14 protein-coding genes are annotated in these 18,777 nt (G+C 45.3%); 7 read left to right on the top strand and 7 right to left on the bottom strand.

What is annotated here, in order from left to right; genetic code table 11:
- Positions 1 to 12: 12 nt before the first annotated feature.
- Positions 13 to 3,153, top strand: coding sequence for an efflux RND transporter permease subunit (locus SWP_RS13895; RefSeq protein WP_020913170.1), 3,141 nt, complete (start codon positions 13 to 15; stop codon positions 3,151 to 3,153).
- An 89-nt stretch (positions 3,154 to 3,242) separates the two neighbouring features.
- Here the strand turns inward: SWP_RS13895 and SWP_RS13890 are convergent, their stop codons facing one another.
- The 4 genes from SWP_RS13890 to SWP_RS24480 all read right to left on the bottom strand — a co-directional run bounded on the left by SWP_RS13890 (position 3,243) and on the right by SWP_RS24480 (position 6,143).
- The gene (locus SWP_RS13890) at positions 3,243 to 3,641 is read right to left on the bottom strand and encodes a GFA family protein (protein ID WP_020913169.1); all 399 of its coding nucleotides are present in this window, start codon (positions 3,639 to 3,641) and stop codon (positions 3,243 to 3,245) included.
- Positions 3,642 to 3,803: 162 nt separating this feature from the next.
- Entirely contained in the window at positions 3,804 to 4,001 is a 198-nt protein-coding gene (locus SWP_RS13885) for a DUF4250 domain-containing protein (RefSeq protein ID WP_020913168.1), read from the bottom strand.
- Between the two features lie 138 nt (positions 4,002 to 4,139).
- Complete coding sequence (locus tag SWP_RS13880; protein WP_020913167.1) at positions 4,140 to 5,429, bottom strand: alpha/beta fold hydrolase; 1,290 nt, start codon at positions 5,427 to 5,429, stop codon at positions 4,140 to 4,142.
- Between the two features lie 189 nt (positions 5,430 to 5,618).
- The gene (locus SWP_RS24480) at positions 5,619 to 6,143 is read right to left on the bottom strand and encodes an IS110 family transposase (RefSeq protein WP_020913166.1); all 525 of its coding nucleotides are present in this window, start codon (positions 6,141 to 6,143) and stop codon (positions 5,619 to 5,621) included.
- A 54-nt stretch (positions 6,144 to 6,197) separates the two neighbouring features.
- Between SWP_RS24480 and SWP_RS13870 the strand changes: the two genes are divergently transcribed.
- From SWP_RS13870 to SWP_RS13860, 3 genes are all read left to right on the top strand, one after another.
- Positions 6,198 to 6,620 (top strand): nuclear transport factor 2 family protein, encoded by a 423-nt coding sequence (locus SWP_RS13870; protein WP_020913165.1) that lies wholly within the window; start codon positions 6,198 to 6,200, stop codon positions 6,618 to 6,620.
- A gap of 777 nt (positions 6,621 to 7,397) precedes the next feature.
- Entirely contained in the window at positions 7,398 to 9,440 is a 2,043-nt protein-coding gene (locus SWP_RS24645; RefSeq protein WP_044555936.1) for a pentapeptide repeat-containing protein, read from the top strand.
- Positions 9,441 to 9,954: 514 nt separating this feature from the next.
- Positions 9,955 to 10,599 (top strand): MBL fold metallo-hydrolase, encoded by a 645-nt coding sequence (locus SWP_RS13860; protein WP_020913163.1) that lies wholly within the window; start codon positions 9,955 to 9,957, stop codon positions 10,597 to 10,599.
- Between the two features lie 88 nt (positions 10,600 to 10,687).
- Here SWP_RS13860 and SWP_RS13855 read toward each other — a convergent pair whose 3' ends face one another.
- The 3 genes from SWP_RS13855 to pdsR all read right to left on the bottom strand — a co-directional run bounded on the left by SWP_RS13855 (position 10,688) and on the right by pdsR (position 14,846).
- Complete coding sequence (locus tag SWP_RS13855; RefSeq protein WP_020913162.1) at positions 10,688 to 11,875, bottom strand: cystathionine beta-lyase; 1,188 nt, start codon at positions 11,873 to 11,875, stop codon at positions 10,688 to 10,690.
- A 92-nt stretch (positions 11,876 to 11,967) separates the two neighbouring features.
- Positions 11,968 to 14,154, bottom strand: a complete 2,187-nt coding sequence (gene pdsS / locus SWP_RS13850) for a proteobacterial dedicated sortase system histidine kinase (RefSeq protein WP_044555935.1) — start codon at positions 14,152 to 14,154, stop codon at positions 11,968 to 11,970.
- Positions 14,154 to 14,846: a proteobacterial dedicated sortase system response regulator gene (pdsR, locus tag SWP_RS13845; RefSeq protein WP_020913160.1), complete on the bottom strand. Its 693-nt coding sequence runs from the start codon at positions 14,844 to 14,846 to the stop codon at positions 14,154 to 14,156. The genes pdsS and pdsR overlap by 1 nt, the downstream gene beginning before the upstream one ends.
- Before the next feature lie 247 nt (positions 14,847 to 15,093).
- Here pdsR and pdsO point away from each other — a divergent pair, with 247 nt between their 5' ends.
- From pdsO to SWP_RS13830, 3 genes are all read left to right on the top strand, one after another.
- On the top strand, positions 15,094 to 15,843 hold the full coding sequence (gene pdsO, locus SWP_RS13840) for a sortase-associated OmpA-like protein PdsO (RefSeq protein ID WP_020913159.1): 750 nt from the start codon (positions 15,094 to 15,096) through the stop codon (positions 15,841 to 15,843).
- Between the two features lie 76 nt (positions 15,844 to 15,919).
- Complete coding sequence (locus tag SWP_RS13835; RefSeq protein ID WP_020913158.1) at positions 15,920 to 18,052, top strand: marine proteobacterial sortase target protein; 2,133 nt, start codon at positions 15,920 to 15,922, stop codon at positions 18,050 to 18,052.
- Positions 18,049 to 18,759 carry a class GN sortase gene (locus tag SWP_RS13830; RefSeq protein ID WP_052634186.1) on the top strand — a complete coding sequence of 237 codons (711 nt, stop codon included), beginning with the start codon at positions 18,049 to 18,051 and terminating at the stop codon, positions 18,757 to 18,759. Before SWP_RS13835 ends, SWP_RS13830 begins: the two co-directional genes overlap by 4 nt.
- The last annotated feature ends 18 nt before the right edge of the window (positions 18,760 to 18,777 follow it).

Raw genomic sequence — 18,777 nt, 5'->3', positions numbered from 1 at the left:
GGACGAAATAATATGGATACTATTATCTCATTCGCCCTTAAACGGCGATTATTGGTATTGGCGATTACACTGCTAATAGCACTATTAGGGGTTTATAACACCCTAAAACTGCCTATCGATGCTGTCCCCGATATTACCAACGTACAAGTACAGATCAACACCGCGATTGCAGGCTACTCACCGCTTGAGTCAGAGCAAAGGCTGACCTATGTGATTGAAAATGCTATGGCGGGGATCCCAAGTTTAGATTATACCCGCTCTATCTCGCGTTATGGTTTGTCACAAGTGACCGTCATTTTCGAAGAGGGCACCGATATCTACTGGGCTCGCCAGCAGATAAGTGAGCGCTTACAAGGTGTACGTAGCGAGCTGCCTCTGGAAGCAGAGCCGGCCCTTGGACCTGTGAGTAGTGGTTTGGGTGAGGTGTTTACTTACTCAATTCGCGCACTCGAGGGCGCAGTGAAAGAGGATGGCACGCCCTATAACGCAGAAGACTTGCGTACTATTCAAGACTGGATCATTCGTCCGCAGTTAGTAAAAGTTAAAGGTGTCACTGAAATCAATAGCTTGGGCGGCTATGAGCGTGAGTATCAAGTGGCGCCGGTACCAGCAAAGTTGCTGGCATTTAAAGTCACGGTCGATGATGTTATTACTGCGCTTGAGCGTAATAACCGCAATGCAGGTGCTGGTTATATCGAGCGTAGCGGCGAGCAATGGCTAGTTCGTTCGCCTGGGCAGCTAAAAGATCTAGAGTCTATTCGCCAAGTGGTCGTGACCAAACGTGATGACGCACCAGTTCGTATCGGTGATGTCGCCGATGTGTTTTATGGTAAGCAGTTACGTACTGGCGCGGCCAGTCAAAACGGTAAAGAGACAGTACTTGGCACCGCATTTATGTTGCTAGGTGAAAATAGCCGCGTGGTGGCAAAAGAGGTTGGTGAAAAGCTCAAGCTAGTGAATGCAAGCTTGCCAGAAGGTATCGTGGCTGAAGCGGTTTATGATCGCACCACCTTAGTCGATAAAGCGATTGAAACAGTACAGAAAAACCTTTTCGAAGGTGCAGTATTGGTTATCGTGGTGTTATTTGCACTATTGGGTAATTTCCGCGCAGCGCTTATTGCCGCGCTGGTTATTCCGCTGAGTATGCTATTTGCTATTACTGGAATGACGGCTAACCGCGTGTCGGGTAACTTGATGAGTCTCGGCGCAATTGATTTCGGTATTATTGTCGATGGTGCGGTGATCATCGTTGAAAATGCGCTACGTCGCCTAGGCATGGCGCAAAAGCAGTACGGTCGATTATTGGTGCTCGAAGAGCGCATTAAGGTCGTTGCAGAAGCGACTAAAGAGGTATTTCGTCCCGCGGTGTTTGGCGTGTTGATCATTATGTTGGTCTACCTGCCGATTTTTGCACTGAGTGGCGTCGAAGGCAAAATGTTCCACCCTATGGCCTTTACTGTTGTGGCTGCACTTATCGGTGCACTGCTGTTTTCTGTGACGTTTGTTCCAGCAGCCATCGCGCTGTTTGTAAAAGGTAAAGTCAACGAGAAAGAAAATTGGTTGATGGCAAATGCTCGCAAAGCCTATGAACCTGTGTTGTTTTTCTCTCTCAAGCGTCCTTTTATTATTATCGCAGGCGCGATTGTATTGATGGCAGTGACCAGTGTTCAACTAAGCCGCTTAGGTTCTGAATTTTTGCCAAAGCTCGATGAGGGTGATATTGCCATGCATGCCATGCGGATCACTGGCACCGGGCTTGAGCAATCGATAGAGATGCAAAAGAAGCTTGAATTGGTGATTAGTGAGCTTGATGAAGTTGAGCGGGTGTTCTCAAAAGTAGGAACGCCAGAGGTTGCAACCGATCCAATGCCACCAAGTGTTGCCGATACTATTTTGATCATCAAACCACGTTCACAGTGGGCAGATCCAAGTAAGACTAAAGCTGAGTTTATTGAGGAGCTGCGAGAGCATGTTGAACAGGTACCTGGTAACAACTATGAGTTTACCCAGCCTATCGAGATGCGCTTTAACGAGTTAATCGCTGGTGTGCGCGCCGATGTGGCATTAAGGATCTATGGCGATGACCTCGATACATTGAAAGATGCCGGCGATCGCGCCGTTGGGTTGTTCCAAGGGATTGATGGTGCAACCGATGTGCGCGTTGAGCAGATGTCGGGCCTACCCACATTGTCGGTAGAGCCAAACCGTGATCACCTAGCATTACTTGGCCTTACCATTGTCGATGTGCAACAAGCACTGCAAACCGCGGTGTCTGGCGTACCTGTTGGCCTAATCTATGAAGGTGATAGACGCTTTAAGTTAGTGGTGAGAATGGACGATGATATCAGCCAAGATCTCGACAAACTGGCTAATATTCCGATAGCGTTACCAGCGGAGCTTAACCCTGATCTAAGCTATGTACCTTTGGGCGAAGTCGCTGAATTGCACTTTAAAGTGGGGCCAAATCAGATCAATCGTCAAAGCGGTAAGCGCCACGTTGTGGTAACTGCCAATGTTGATGGACGTGATTTAGGCTCGTTTATCCAAGATACCAAACAGGTGATGGCGGATGAACTTGCGCTGCCAAGTGGTTACTGGAGTGAGTATGGCGGCACGTTTGAGCAATTAGAGTCTGCGTCAAATCGCTTAATGATTTTGGTGCCATTAACACTACTATTGATTTTTGGCTTGTTATATAGCGCCTTTGGCTCAGTGCGTGACTCACTCATTATCTTCAGCGGGGTACCGTTAGCACTTACGGGCGGGGTATTGGCCTTGGTGTTACGAGATATGCCACTATCGATATCTGCGGCGATTGGTTTTATCGCGCTATCGGGCATTGCGGTGCTAAATGGCGTGGTGATGCTGAGCTTTATTAAGGAGCTGAAACTGCAAGGGCTTGAGCTCATTGAGGCAATTAAGCAGGGCGCAAGCCAACGTTTGCGCCCGGTGATGATGACCGCACTGGTAGCCAGTTTAGGTTTTGTGCCTATGGCCCTCAATGTGGGCACCGGCGCTGAAGTGCAGCGACCACTGGCAACCGTAGTGATTGGCGGAATTATCTCGTCGACTTTGCTGACGCTAGTGATCTTACCTGTATTGTACTCTTTGGTTTATCGCTATAGTCGTCAGCAGAGTTCAGCAATGAGCTAAGCTATAGCTAGCAGCAACTCTGTTAACGTTAGGAAATATAAGAGACGGTAAAGCCAGTGGTTTTATCGTCTCTTAATTATTTAATGGGGTTATTCATACTCGCGCTGTTGCGGTAAGTCGTCTGCAATCTCGTGCCAAGGTGCTTTACTGCCGACAAAGATATGACGAGAGGGAGTAACTTTGGGATCGGTGTCTAATGTGCCTAAAGGAAAACCGAGGACGTTGGGTTTTGCATCAAACTTTGTATATAGATTGGAGCCACATTCAGAGCAAAAGCCTTTATGCTCACCTGGTGATGATTCATAGAATTTAATGAACTCCTTGCCTTCAATCGTGCGCCAATCAGTGCTATTAATTTGAGCGCGAGTTCTAAATGCTGCGCCATGCAGTTTACGGCACATACTGCAATGGCAATTTAATACATCTTTAAGTTCACCATCGATTTCATATTTAACTTTGTTGCACAAACAACTTCCTTTGTTTATCACAATACCCTCCTTGAAATATATTCATATTGCTGCGGTAACAACTTTTTCGTTTGCACAAATTACATGCTTTTTATAGTTGACTCAATCATAAAAACGATATGCAACAGGAACTATTTTCAACATTGAATTCAATACGCTACGCATAGTGAGCGTCTCTATCGTCTATTTTGGATTTTTGTATTGATTGCTGATTGCATCATAGTGATAACCGATGTCGCCAAGCTTTGACTCTAACAGCTGTTTATCAATATCGAGTTCATAGAAAAGAGCGGCTTGGGAGCTACAGGTTAATCTGAGCTTTTCGTTGACTATCCCAAGCAGTGTCTCCGAACTAAGTTGTTCAAGGTGAGTGATATCCATGAGTAGTAACCATAAGGTATAGGTCTTGTAAATATGGATTTTGAGGTAAAAAAAAGCAAGCCTAAAGTAGGCTTGCCAAAGGTGATACAGGTGAGGAACAGATTACATTATGTCTCGTGTAGCTTAAGTGTTTCTTAATTAACGCAACTTTTCCCCACGGTTAATTGCAATTAATCTATCTAAAATATGCTCGCCATCCATTCGAATACCGTTGTGTTCATATTCAGAGGTTAACCAGTACTTTAAATTGCCCACTTTTTCAGCGGTTTCTAGGCTATAGCGCATCTCAACAAACATATCTTCGCTATATATCGCAGCTGCAACAGGCACCTGGTTGCTAGCGAGTTTCGTTTGGTCATAAAGCATTGGCCAGTTGTCTTTTTCTGCCAACGTACTGGCTGTGCTTTTTAACGGCTTAAGATTATTGAACTGCTCAAACATCCACGGGTAGATCATCTCTCCGGTGAAAAGAAACGGCTTATCGGCACTGTAGTTAAACTGTGGGTACTGCTGCCTTACTCTATGGGCTGCCCAGTTTGACGCACTGTTCTGACAATAGATGGACTCATGCAGCAAGGCAAAAATAGGGTTGGTATTGTAATCAAGTAACTGACAGAAATGAGCTAAAAATAGTGGATTAACTATGGTGCCACTAGGCGTTGATATCAAGGCATGCTCAAGCAGATAGTAGACGCTTTCAGGGCCTTGCTCCATACCTATATTTATTCCCAGTAGTTGTAGCATCTCAACGGTAAGTTGTTCGCCGGTAGCCAGCCTTACCTCATTATCGCTGATATGTTGCGCTAGCGATTTAACTAAACCTTGAGCATCGCTAAAGCGAGTGAAAAAGTCGTTGTTTTTGGCGATAACCCGTTGATATGTCGCTTGATAGACTTCATCGGCACTGCGGCTTAGGGATGGAATACCGCCAGTTATGTAAGCTTCAGCAACGCCATGAGGCGCATCGTTGAGATATTTTAGAACACAAAAGCCACCAAAACTTTGGCCTAAAATCGACCATTTGTCATCAGCCACTAATTGCTGACGAATAGACTCAGCATCGCGAATGATGTTATCTGCGCGAAAGTGACTCAAATATTCACTTTGCTGGGCGGCGCTTAAATGGCTTAGGCTGGCAGAGCTCACAGGAGTCGACAAGCCTGTCCCACGTTGATCAAGTAGTAGCACTCTAAATTCTTGTAAAGCGCGTTTTATCCAGCCACCCGTTGCGGCTGGTCTCACTGCGCCAAAGCCTGGGCCTCCTTGAAAAAAAACAATAAAAGGCAGTTGTTTGTGTTGATTCTCAGGGCTGACTAATTCACGAGCGAAGACTTCAATGGTCTCACCATTAGGTTGCTGATAATCAAGGGGTAGGGTGAAACGATGTTTGTAGGCAAGCATGCCGGCAAAGCTGAGTTCTGGTGTCATGATTTTCGCCTTGTTTGTTGTTCACTATTTTTGGGCAATAAAACTGGAGATTGTATACCGAAATTGGGTCGTTGAGGAGAGTTGACAAATTATCGAGTGATAGAAGTTTTTGGCGCGTTGACAGTTTTTACAATAATAGGGCAGAGCTAAAGAAGAAAGTCTCGTTATCACACGTTTACTTATCAGTGGCTATTTATCAAAATGGCTAATGCTCCCTGGTTGATGGAGGCCTGCTGTGTGAATGTATGTTTGAGTTGTTTTAATCACTCTGAAGTCCAACATTTCTGGTAAAATTCTTATATCTGCACCACCCTTTAGTACGCTAGTCGCAATTGAATGTCTAAACGTATGGGCTGTGACTTCACCTGTACCAAGAATGATAATGCCAAACTCTGAGAGTAAGCGGTGAAGTCGATTAATCATGACCGTGCGGTCTTTGACCTGACCTTGTCTAATGTGGTGCAGGCATAAAACAGCTTGTTGCTCTTCACTTTTGATACTGAGGAAGCGTGTTTTAGCTCTGGTCACAGTTTCACATATTGCTTCGGCATCATTGACATCGTTCTTTTCATTTTGGCGATTGTCTCTAACAGCTTGTTTCTTATAACTGTTTACTTTAGTTTTACCGTATTCGTCGAAACCATGAATACCAACAACTAATTTGGCAGTTTTTGATTTAAAAAAGAGTGCCGCCAATTGGTAAGGGAAGTCCATTTCATTTGTTTGAAGTACTTCGCCCCCTGTAATCAAAGTTGATAAAGGTGTTATATGACAGTAGAGCAAGAGATCAGATCAACTTTAGAGGATTATGCCAAAGCATATTGTGCTAAAGATATTGATTCATTAATGCATATTTTTGAAGACAGCGATGATATTTCTATCATTGGTACTGGTGCTGATGAACTTTGCATAGGAAGAGATTCGGTTAAGGAGTTGTTTCTAAGAAACTTTGCTGAAGCCACCGCAAGTGAATTTGAATGGCAATGGTCGAAGATTAATATTTCAAATGATTATGCTGTAGTTGCCATTTCTTTAATCATTCACCTTGAATATCAAGGGAGTAAAATAGAAATACCAATTCGTTGGAGTGTGGCATTAAGAAAAACAGATAGGTGGGTATGGCTGCATAGACATGCTTCTTCACCAGCTTCAAACCAAGATGATGGGCAAGCATACCCTCAACAAGCATAGGTTTAGTACAGCTACTAATCACAAGCAATTAGAGAGGGAGTTTGCTCTTCCCCCAGTTTAGTAGACACCTCCTCATCACTTTGAGCAGGCTAGAATGCCTAGATATACCAACCAAGAAAGACTGCTCTTCCTCAGTTTAGTGGACACCTCCTCATCACTATGAGGGGGTTAATATGCCTAGATATACCAACCAAGAAAGACTGTTCTTCCTCAGTTTGGTGGCCACCACCTCATCGCTATGAGGGGGTAATATGCCTAGATATTCCCAACCAAGAAAGACGTGATTTTACCCTGTGGTATTCAGAGCTTAAGCTGTAGAGCTAAGCTAAAGAGATGATTTGAGCTTGAGCAAAAATCTCATTCGTTAAACAGTATTACTGACTGTTTTTAAGTTTATTCAACACAGAAGTAGCAAGCAAAAAACACTCCTTACTGGCGAGTTTTAGCGGCTTTGATGCTGGGTTAATGAACTTGCCTCAACACCGCTAAACTCTCACGAAGCGACCAAATATTTATACCGATCGGTATAACATGTATTTGACTACTTAGCTGATTAAACCGTTCTCGGTTTGACTGTGTTTTCGATTAATATCCAGTGTTTACCTATTACCCATTGCTGAATATATCTCAAGTTCTTGCCTTGGTTAGCGCTCGCCGTTGTTAATTAGTATGAGGATCGCTATGCTATTGATTAGGGGCTGTGATCTAATTAATAGATATGGAATTAATAGCCGTTAACAACTAAAGAAAAATCTGTTCCATTATAAGGAAAGTAACGTGCAGACTATCAGTGATTACCGCAGCAACTTTAACATGTTGTTGGCATTTATTTTTTCTCTCATTTTCGTGTCAGCTTGCAATAGCAACGATGATACGGAAATACAATCAGATTTTTTACTCGAAAAGGACTTTGCAGATAATAGTCGCTTGCGTGCCAACCCTGAACAAGGAGTCGTTGCATTATTTCTTGAGCCTGGCTCGGCAACTACAGCGGATGACTCCAATGGCGAATCAGGTACTGATCTTATACCTTACCAATATTCACGTACCCTTAATCATACGTTTTGCTACGAAGATGGTAACAGCGATTCAAATCACTCTATGGTGCTTAACAATAGCGATGGAGAAGAAGTGCTTAGCATGTCAGCCAATGACAAGTGTGTATCGGCAATAATGCCTGCTGGCGAATTTCAGTTGGTACTGACCCACGGTGAACACGTAGAAAGCACAGATCTAACCTTCTTAGTGACACAGCCTAATAGTGGTTCGTTGTCAGCAATAAATAGCACTCACTATTCCATTGTTTCCAGACTTCTCAGTCACATCGGTAATATCCTAATAAGCTCTGCTCATGCTGAGACTACAGATGACAATGTGACCACGCTTATTTCTACTAATGCCTGTAAGAATTGTGATTTGTCAGATGCTGACTTGGATAATGCAACACTCACATTTGCTGATCTTTCTGGCGCTGATTTAACCGATGCCATATTAACCAATGTCGACCTTTTCGAATCAACGCTCACCGGAACCAACTTTAGTGGCGCAGATATGAGCAAGGGTGACTTTCGTGGTTCGGAAATGACTTATGCTGATCTCAGTGACGCCAACCTAACTGGAGCTTATTTTTCCAGCGCGCAATTATCTCCAGCTGACCTTCATAATGCGACCGTCACAGATACGGATTTTGATAACGCCAATCTTGTGGGCGCTACCTGGACTGACGGAGGTATTTGCGATATCACCTCTGTTGGCTTTTGTAATTCAACAGCCGTTGCCGAGTCAGACCCGTGCGACTCCGTTAAGCAGGATGTTACCGATGATGGCAACACCGTTTATAAATGTTTATTGCCAGCGGTTGATAAGCAAGTGTGTACCACAGAGTATGGTGGGGTTGATGGTGGCACACCAATAACAAGTTGTGAAGCTATTGACTCTTCAGAATTGGTTACGTCTGTCAATCTTGTTGATATCTTCAGTCAGGTTAGCTCATCTTTTGATGCCACTCTGGACAACGACACTCCTATGGCCATTTTAGCTTGGGGGGGAGAAGGCGGCATAGGCTCTAGTGGCGGGCTTTGGACCTCTGGTGGTGATGGAGGTAAGGCTGGGTTTGCATCAACCGTCACCACTCTATCTCATTTCCTAGACAGTTATGGACAAACTTCATTCAATTTCTTCATCGGTGAAAATGGCACACTAAGTAATATTTATGGCGACGGTGGTTCCTCTACACTGGTCATGATTGCAGAAAGTAGTCCCAGTTCACTGGAAGATGATGTCATTCTTATTGCAGGCGGTGGCGGTGGCGGTGATTCATCTGGATGGATTAATGATGGCACTGATGGCGCCGATGGTGGCGTTGCGGCCTCATCGGTCATAGGTCAGGGAACCATTGGTGTAGGACAAAGCTTTGACAGTGGAGCCGATGGCGGCAGCACGGATGAATGGGGAGATGGAGGAAGTGGCGCTGATGACGGTAAAGACGGTATTGGTGGTCAAGGTGGACAAGGGTTTTTAGGGGTTAACAGTGAATGGGTTAATGGCGATCCTGGGGTCGGCTCAAACGGCAGGGGCGGCAATGCCGATGATAGCTTTAGCGGCGCTGGCGGTGGCGGCGGTGGTGGTGGTTATGGTGGCGGTGGTGCTGGCGATGATGCTGCTGGAGCTGGTGGTGGAAGCTGGTCGATTATTCCAGCCACTACCTGTAATAGCGCTCCGACTAAAGAGACTGCACCTTCAACGCCTGGATCATCAGGTGATGACTTTGGCAGTAAAAATGGCGCTGTTGAAGTTTGGATATTTCCAAAGGGCTGTTAATCACAGGTAAACTGGTTGAGAACGGGGTATTTATTCAGTTCTCAGCTTGCTTTGGGTGCAGCTAACTTGCTTTAACTAATGCCTGTATCTGTTTATTACCTATTTTAATCCGCGACTAGCGATTAGCCAACTTTAGTCTTGAACTTAAAAATAGCGACTTGATAACAGAATAAAGACTCATTTTTCTATTAGCTGCTTTTAATACCAATTGCATTAAAAGTTTGACCATTCAGCGTTTTGCCAATTTGTTTAACCTCAGCCGCACTACGTGAGCCCCTCAGTCTTTCCACTTCTGCTTTGCATTGGCTTAAAAGGGAATACCATTTCTTTACCAATGCGCTTTGAATTGAAAAGACTGAGGGGCTCTGAACTGCTCAAATACTTAATGCAATTGGTATAATATGCCGTTTTTGTGAGCGTTAGTTCATGTTCTACCAATTATTTATAGAGGAAATGCGTAAGTTGGCGTAATCTTTAACCATTGCACTGCTAAATAATCTTTAGGTGAGTTTCGATGAAGTATCAGTTAATACCAGTCACGCCATTTCAGCAAAATTGTAGTTTAATTTGGTGTGAGCAAAGCTTGAAAGGGGCTGTGGTTGATCCTGGTGGAAACCTTGAACGCATTTTGGAAGAAGCTGCTAAGAACCATGTCCAGATAGAGCAAGTGTTATTGACCCATGGCCATATTGACCATGTCGGTGCGGCGCAAACTCTTGCTGAGCAGCTAAATGTTCCTATTGTGGGCCCTCACTTAGCTGATAGTTTCTGGTTAGAAAGCTTACCTAAGCAGAGCCAACATTTTGGTTTTGTACATTGTGATCCGTTTACACCAAGCCGCTTTCTGCAAGAGGGTGATGAAGTGACTGTGGGGGAGCAGGTGTTATCAGTGTTGCACTGCCCTGGACACACGCCAGGTCACGTGGTGTTTTTTGCTAAAGAGGCTGCTATTGCCTGGGTCGGCGATGTGCTCTTTAGAGGCTCAATCGGCCGCACTGATTTTCCGCAGTCTAACCATCAAGATCTCATCGACTCCATCACTAAAAAGCTGTGGCCGCTGGGTAAAGAGGTACAATTTATTCCGGGCCATGGACCGCTGTCGACCTTTGGTGAAGAGCGCGCACAAAATCCATTTGTTGCTGATCAGCTGTTTGATTAACTCTGTCGCGACTTTAGTTATACGTTAATACTAAAAATCCGAGCCTATTACTAAACTCGGATTTTTTATGGCTGGTTGCTAACGTCGGTTATTTTGCCGTTAACTTTAGCTCGGCATTAAAGCGATCAAAGGCGGCGTCGAGATCGGCAATCAGGTCGTCGACGTTTTCAAGACCAATATGCAGTCTTATCAGCGGCTTACTGCTATCCCACTTAGTGGCTGTGCGCAGTTTATCAATGCCGAACACACCTAGGATTAGACTTTCAAAACCACCCCATGAGAAGCCCATTTTAAAGTGCTGCATGTTTTCCACAAAAGCGGTGACCGATTTTTGATTGCCTTGTTTTAATACAAATGAGAATAATCCATTTGATGCACTAAAGTCGCGTTTAAAGAACTCATGCCCAGGGCAGGTTTCAAAGGCTGGGTGACGCAGATGATCGACCTCTGGCCGACTATTGAGCCAGTTAGCCACTTTTAAGGCGTTTTGTTCGTGCTGGGCTAAACGAATACCCAGTGTACGCAACCCGCGGCTGGCAAGGTATACATCGTCTGGTGAGGTGCACTGCCCTAGCAGGTAGCTATTCTCTCTTAGTTGTTCCCAATGCTTTTCATTGGCGGTGGCGGTGCCCATCATGACATCGGAGTGACCGACAATGTATTTAGTTGCCGCTTGAATTGAGATATCGACGCCCATCTCAAACGGGCGTGAATTGATTGGCGACGCCCAAGTGTTATCTAGCATCACCACAATATCATGTTCATGGGCAATGCGGCTAAGGGTGGGGACATCTTGAATTTCCATGGTGATAGAGCCAGGAGATTCTAAAAATAACACCTTAGTATTGGGGCGAATCAGTTCTTCTATGCCTTCACCAACCATAGGATCGTAATAGGTGGTTTCGATACCGTATCCGGCCAGTAACTTATTACACAGATCGCGAGTAGGCTCATAGGCACTGTCAACCATTAATAGGTGATCGCCCGCTTTTAAAAATGACAGTAAGCTGTTGCTTATCGCCGCGCTACCCGATGGGTACAGCGCTGTGCCTACACCACCTTCAAGTTCAGCAATAGCGGCTTGAAAGGCGAAGTGAGTAGGGCCGCCACGACGACCATAAAACATCTCGCCATTGGCTTTGTTTTTTGCAGCAAAACGCAGATCTTCCATGGTATCAAACACCATGGTTGATGCCCGGTAAACCGGTGGATTGATCACTCCTTGAGTCCATTTTTTGTCACGGCCAAGACTAATTATCTGCGTTTCTTTTTTCATAGGGTTCTACTTCCACAATAAAGGCATACTTTTGTTTAGCCATCTTAACATCTAAACGGCTAAAGTGAAGCGTCAATATATTCAAGGTTGTCTTAAACGGGCTTTTCTTTACTAATAGGCAGCTGGATGACAATTTCAACGCCAGAAACAGCACCTTGATCATTGACTCTGTTCTGTGCACTAATTTTCCCTTTATGAAACAGGCTAATTAAACGAGCGATATATAGCCCTAGCCCTAAGTGCGGTTTATCTTGCGCCTTTTGCGCCCGAACAGAAACCATAGATTCAAATATCTGCTCTGACATATTTTCGGGTAACGGCGTGCCATAGTTGGCAACGGTTAGCAGCGCTGATTTACTTTGTACCACTAAACTCACCTCAATCGCGCTGTCTGCATGGCTAAACTCCAGAGCGTTAGCAATCAGCTTATCCATCAATTGGGCGATGTACTCAGGTACACCTTCAACGAGGATGGTTTGCGGCTCAATATCGGTATTGAAGCGCTGACTTGGGTAGGTCAACTGGTAGCCTTGCATACAGCCACTCACCACTTTATCTAACGGGAACAGGGATTTTTCTGCATGAGTGAGGCTCTCTTCCAGACGGGTGGCTTCGCTCATATTGCTGAGGATCATATTGAGGCGGTTAACTCCTTCCTGCGCCCGGTCAACATATTTGCGGCTATCTGGATTAAGGGTTTGCAGACTTAAATGCTCTAAGGAGGATCGCACCACAGCGACAGGAGTACGCAGTTCATGGGATAGACGCGATGACATGTTCTCTAAATAGTGAGTGTATTGCCCTAGGCGACTGACGATACTGGCAAAGCTACGGGAGAGGTCTCCAATTTCATCACGCACTTTTGAGCCTTGGATCGACTTTTTAATTCGGCCTTGGTTATCAATAGCTTCTTCTGCTTCATCACGCAGTTTACGGATCCTACTGGAGATATTAGAGGCAAAAAAGAATAGTGCTAATGTGCCCATACTCATGATGGTAAGGATCACATTAAACAGCTTCTCTAAGGCTTTATTGCGCAAGGTACGGATCCCGTGTGTGGTCTCTTCAGCAATCACCACCCCCATCACTTTATCGTCGATCCAAATTGGACTGGCTGCGGCTAACACGACAGCTTTACTGTCGGGAGTCAATCGCCAGGTAGAGCCTTGCTTGCCCTGCAACGCTTTACTGATATGACTCCCTTGTAGCACAGTGGAGTCTTGTAAGGAGTCGACAAAATCTTTCGGTGGCGTGGTTAGTATTTTGTAGTAAAGCGGGTACAGGTATTGCTGCTTAAATCTGTCCCAGCTGCTTTTACCCTCGTTTTCAATGGTAGAGCGCGACCACACGCTATTATCGGAGTGTATATCACCGGATTTTGCCAACACACGACCATGTTTATCGACCACCCAAATGCGCGAGCTATTGTGTGCCATACCTTTGATAATGCTTTCGATTTCGGGTGAGGGTACCAGTACTGTTCCAAGCTTGTTAACATCGTCAATGGCCGATGTGCCGACGATGGCATCTAACTGTCGAGTGTTACGGTTGTTAACATCATAGATGGCAAAGCCCAGCTTACTTCCGACCATGCTAAGTGGGATCCGTAATTCGACATTATAGCCTTTAGCAGTTTTCAGCCACTTACCTTGGATTTTTACTTCAGGGGTAACCGGAGTGGTTAGCGCAGGATCTTCAGGCAGCTCAAAGGCACTTATCCAACCATCTTTTGTGGTGGCGATGATATAGCGGCGAAACTGACCATCTGGCGCCAGTGTTGCAATAGCAATATGGTCGTTACGGTCGATGCTTAAACTGTTTTTTCCGCGGTAGATCACTTGAGGATCAGTAACCTCAAAAAAACCGTATAGGTAACCAGCGTATTTCCCCACCATGTGGGTAAAGTCGATAGCGAGTGGTGTTGCTTGGTCGCGTTTATAGATCTGATAATCTTCACCGTAGTGCAACGCACGGTGGCGATAGGGTTGCCAGTCGCCCAATTTACCATCAAGTTGAATTGGGCCTGCAAGAGGATAAGCATAGAGGTCACGACCTTGCTCAACTTGGGTTAGAAAACTGGCTTGGCTATCGAATAATCTGGGTCGTTCGTGCAGTGCAGTTGCTAGTGCTTGGGTGGTGCCTTCGAGGGTTTTCTCTTGCCCCAGCCTGAGATACTTTTCCATCTCCCACACATATTGGTACCCAAGCCAAGGCAGGCAAAGTAAAAACAGCGATAAAACCGCGACTTTTGCGCGCAGGCCAATTGGAAGATTAAACATTAACTCTGAGCATCCCAGCGGTAGCCCATGCCGTAAACGGTATCGATACAATCAAACTGTGGGTCTTGGGCGAGGAACTTCTTCCTGATCCGTTTAACGTGGGAGGTAATCGTAGAGTCATCGACGAATATCTTTGCCTCCTGCATCAGTTCTTGGCGCTGGCGTACGTGTCCTGGTCGTCTTGCTAGTGCGTGTACCATCCAAAACTCAGTCACGGTCAGTTCGATATGATGTTTGTTCCAGTAAACCTGCATTCGATTGATATCAATAGAAAGCAATCCATGTTCAATCAACGGGCTGTTATCATTGCTGGCATCTTTAAGTTCTGAGCGTCTAAATAGCGCGGCTAATCGAGCAATAAGATGGGGGAAACTCACCTCTTTACTAAGGTAATCATCTGCGCCCAAACGCAGGCCACATACGGTATCAAAATCGCTGTCTCTGGCGGTTAAAAAGATGATGGGCAGTGTGCTGGACATGGCTCTTAGTGACTGGCATAGCGTAAAGCCGCCGTCGATCTCATTTTCTAAGCCGATATCGATAATCGCTAAATCTGGCAAACGACTATTGAAAGCGCGCATCGCCTCTAATCGATTTGCATAAGCCTGCACGCTATAGCCTTGCTGTTGCAAAACGTCTTTGTAATTTTCTCTAATGGCGGCTTCATCTTCTACTATCGCGATTCGTTTCATGGTTGATTAATTTTAGCGTTATCTCGGTAATTGATTGTGACTATACAGGATTTTACCTGTGTTTAAAGGCGCTGACAGCGATTGCCATTTTGTTGCCACATTTGATATTTAAATTGCCACGTTTGCTCCCTTTTACAGCCATTTGGTTGAGGTTCAATAGCGTTATTGAAATGACGCCGGACTTCGGCAACTTAATCTAAGCCTCAAGCTGAGACTTAATTTAAATGAGTACTTAAAGGGAAATATTATGAAAAAGCATCTTATCGCGTCACTGGTTATCGCATCTATCACTCTTTCATCAAATGCCAGCGCTGCAGAAAATGTGGAGAATACGGAGCGTAGCCACAATGAGGAGTTAATTGGTTTGAGCTCAGGGATTGTTGTTGGCGCCGTTGTTGGTGGCCCTGTTGGCGCAATCATTGGTGCATTTGCAGGTAGCTTATTGGGTAAATCTGTTGGCGATGATGATGAGATTAAAACGCAGCAGGTAATGCTGGAGAGCAAGCAAAGTGAACTTGCAGCATTAAATGAAGAGAATCAGTCATTAATCGCACTTTCTAGCCAATATGAAGATGCACAGCAACAATTAACCAGTCTGAAAATGGCGCAAGAACAGAAGTTAACAGAGCTAGCGTTGGGGCTAAATGTTCAGTTCAAGACTGGCTCATCAACTATTGAGCCTCACTTTCAACAACAACTTGATGATGTTGCGTACGCGATGTCGCTTTCGCCTGAACTAACTTTGGACTTAACAGGCTATGCAGATAGACGTGGTGATGGTGATTATAACCAAGCATTATCTGAGCAGCGGGTTGCAGAAGTCACCAACTATCTAGTCGCACAGGGTGTCGCTAACGAACGCTTAAACTACCAAGCCTATGGCGCAAGCTCGCCTTTAACTGCAGAACAAAATTTTGAAAATGACTTTTTTGATCGCCGTGTGACCCTAAAGCTGCAATCTCACGACAGCGCACTTGCAGCAAATCCTGCGCAGTAATCCATCTATGACGGGTACCACTCAGCCTTGCGGTCTGCTGTTAGTCAGACCGCAAGTTGTTTATAAGGAGATAAAGATGGTGAGCCAACAAGATGCAGGCAAAGGTTTAATTAGGCATTGCTATAAAGCTGTGCTGCTGTTGAGTACAGCGTTCTTGCCAATGTATACCAGTGCTACCGCCGCAGTGCCAACATCAGCGACTAAAAGTGCGGAGAGTCGAGTTGAAATGGTTAATGCCATAGCACAAGGCAGTTTGATTACTTATGATTCAGCCGGCAAGGCTAGTGTGTCTTTGCCAATAAAAACCACTGTGAATATGCAAGTCTCAGGTTGGGTGAATAGGGTTTCATTGCGTCATGAGTTTAGTAACAATCAATTTGTTTGGGTTAATGGCGAGTATCTGTTTCCGCTGCCGAATGAAGCGGCCGTTGACGGCCTGAGAATGTATATTGGTGAGCGGGTCATAGAAGGGGAGATAAAGCCGAAAGCAAAAGCCAATGCGCTATTTAATGAAGCTAAGAAGCAGGGTAAAAAAGCGAGTTTACTGCAACAGAAAAGGCCCAATATATTTAGTGCTGAAGTGGCCAACTTAGCCCCCGGCGAAACCCTTATTGTAGAGCTTAATTATCAAGAACTAGTCCACTATGATAACGGTGAGTTTAGCTTACGATTCCCAATGGTGGTCGCGCCGCGATACAAGCCTAGAGGTGAAAAGTCAGCGCTATCTAATATGGCTGCAGAGGTTAATAGCTATGTGGCCTCCACTTTGGGTGATCTGCAAGGATCTGAATCAGAGCGCGTTAATTTAGTCGACATTGAGGTGACACTCGACGCTGGTATGCCTATTGGTGAAATTAACAGTCCTTACCATCAGATAGAAGTTAGCAGCAATGGCGATTCTCAAGCACAGATCCAGTTAACCGCTGCAAAGGCTAATAGCGACTTTGTACTTAACTGGCGGCCAATTGTTGGCAGTGCGCCGAAGGCAGCCATTTTTAGCCAGCAAGGAAAAACCCACGTTAGTGATCTCGAGAGCAAAGCCACTGCCGCGCAGCCACAATACTCATTAGTAATGTTGTTGCCACCGCAAGACAAAATGCGTTTGTCAGCACTAGCGCCAAGAGAGCTTATTTTGGTCATAGATACCTCTGGGTCTATGTCAGGTGAGGCAATTGAGCAGGCCAAAGCATCCATCATTTACGCATTGGCGGGTCTGTCTGCACAAGACAGTTTCAATATTTTGCAATTTAATTCCAACGTTTATGCATTGTCTGATACGCCATTAAACGCCAGTGCGAAAAACATCGGCAGAGCACAAGCTTATGTGCAGCGTTTGCAAGCAAACGGTGGCACTGAGATGTCGTTGGCTCTCGATAAAGCGCTGTCTCAGCAGGATGCGAATCGTGAGCGGTTACGGCAGGTACTATTTATCACCGATGGCGCAGTAGGCAATGAGCCACAGCTATTTACACAAATACGTAATCAGCTGCAACAAAGCAGGCTATTCACCATTGGCATTGGCGACGCCCCTAACGCGCACTTTATGCAAAGAGCAGCTGAACTTGGTCGTGGCACCTATACCTATATTGGTAAGCAATCTGAAGTCAAAAGTAAAATGGTAGCGATGCTAGATAAACTAGAGAAGCCCACGGTGACCGATGTCGAAGTTCACTTTGCCGATGGCAGTGTTCCAGACTATTGGCCTGCAAGTATTCCTGATCTCTATGCCCATGAGCCGATAATGGTGGCGATGAAACTGCCAAGCTTTAGTGACAAAGAGCTGGTGGTGAGCGGACAACTCGCTGGACAGTATTGGCAGCAATCGCTAGTGATTGAAAATAGCGCTGAAGCTAAAGGCTTAGATCTTATATGGGCCAGAAAACAGATTGCCGCGCTTGAGCTATCAAAAGAGCCTGCAAATCGCGACAGAATAGAGAAGCAAGTCACCGCTATTTCGCTCAATTACCATGTGATGAGTGCTTATACTAGCTTGGTTGCGATTGATAAAACCCCTGTTAGGCCTATTGGAGATAAATTGGTTAATGGTCGTGTGCTACCGCATACACCTAAAGGTTGGCAACGTTTACCGCAAACCGCGACGAGTAGTTATGCGATGCTGATTTTTGGCGGCATGTTAATACTATTATCGCTACTTTACTGGGGCTCATTTAGTGGCGTTGGCCGCAGAGCAAAAAAGGCCGCGCTATGAGCGTTATATGCTCAAAAATATCAACTGATAGTGTTAATGGAAAGACCGCGAGGCAGAATGGTCTACGACGTTTTCACCTTATGTTTACAACGTTACTGTTCATTGTTGGCTTATCTTTTGTCATTCAAGGAGGATATATGCAGGCTAAAGCGTATTTTGCACAGTTTTTGATACAGCAAGCGTGGCAAAAAACTTTAGATGATCAACAGGAGCATAAGCCTTGGTCATGGGCTGATACGCATCCTGTTGCCAAGTTGAAATTTATCAATGCAGAGCATGGAGCAGGCGATGTACCTGATAGAAAAATGATTAGCGCGAATAGCTCAGTTGAGAATCCAAGTTTATACGTGCTGGCTGGGGCTTCGGGTCGAAATTTAGCGTTTGGCCCTGCGCACGTAATGTCATCTGCTGTGGTTAATGGCAACGGAAACACAGTAATAGCCGGCCACAGAGACACCCATTTCTCACTGTTAAAAAGGGTTAAAGTGGGCCAGATGTTAACCTTGCAAAACAGCCAAGGGCTGGAGGTCCTTTATAAAGTGATTAACACTCAAGTGGTCCATGAAACCGATACTTCGGTGATGACGGATGGTGGTGAAAAGCAATTGACCTTGGTGACTTGCTATCCGTTTAATAGTCCTGTCGCAGGAGGGGCGCTGCGCTATATAGTGACCGCGGTGCCGATAGACAAAGTTGAAGCGATTTAACTGAAATTATTGAGCAGC

This window comes from Shewanella piezotolerans WP3 (genome assembly GCF_000014885.1).
Lineage (GTDB): Bacteria > Pseudomonadota > Gammaproteobacteria > Enterobacterales > Shewanellaceae > Shewanella > Shewanella piezotolerans.
The sequence above is the reverse complement of the archived record's forward strand: the minus strand, read 5'-3'. Positions and strand labels throughout refer to the sequence as shown.

Coding starts and splice junctions, on each gene's coding strand:
- SWP_RS13895 (WP_020913170.1), top strand. CDS start 13: ATGGATACTATTATCTCATTCGCCCTTAAACGGCGATTATTGGTATTG.
- SWP_RS13885 (WP_020913168.1), bottom strand. CDS start 4,001: ATGGATATCACTCACCTTGAACAACTTAGTTCGGAGACACTGCTTGGG.
- SWP_RS13880 (WP_020913167.1), bottom strand. CDS start 5,429: ATGACACCAGAACTCAGCTTTGCCGGCATGCTTGCCTACAAACATCGT.
- SWP_RS24480 (WP_020913166.1), bottom strand. CDS start 6,143: ATGGACTTCCCTTACCAATTGGCGGCACTCTTTTTTAAATCAAAAACT.
- SWP_RS13870 (WP_020913165.1), top strand. CDS start 6,198: ATGACAGTAGAGCAAGAGATCAGATCAACTTTAGAGGATTATGCCAAA.
- SWP_RS13860 (WP_020913163.1), top strand. CDS start 9,955: ATGAAGTATCAGTTAATACCAGTCACGCCATTTCAGCAAAATTGTAGT.
- SWP_RS13855 (WP_020913162.1), bottom strand. CDS start 11,875: ATGAAAAAAGAAACGCAGATAATTAGTCTTGGCCGTGACAAAAAATGG.
- pdsS (WP_044555935.1), bottom strand. CDS start 14,154: ATGTTTAATCTTCCAATTGGCCTGCGCGCAAAAGTCGCGGTTTTATCG.
- pdsR (WP_020913160.1), bottom strand. CDS start 14,846: ATGAAACGAATCGCGATAGTAGAAGATGAAGCCGCCATTAGAGAAAAT.
- pdsO (WP_020913159.1), top strand. CDS start 15,094: ATGAAAAAGCATCTTATCGCGTCACTGGTTATCGCATCTATCACTCTT.
- SWP_RS13835 (WP_020913158.1), top strand. CDS start 15,920: ATGGTGAGCCAACAAGATGCAGGCAAAGGTTTAATTAGGCATTGCTAT.
- SWP_RS13830 (WP_052634186.1), top strand. CDS start 18,049: ATGAGCGTTATATGCTCAAAAATATCAACTGATAGTGTTAATGGAAAG.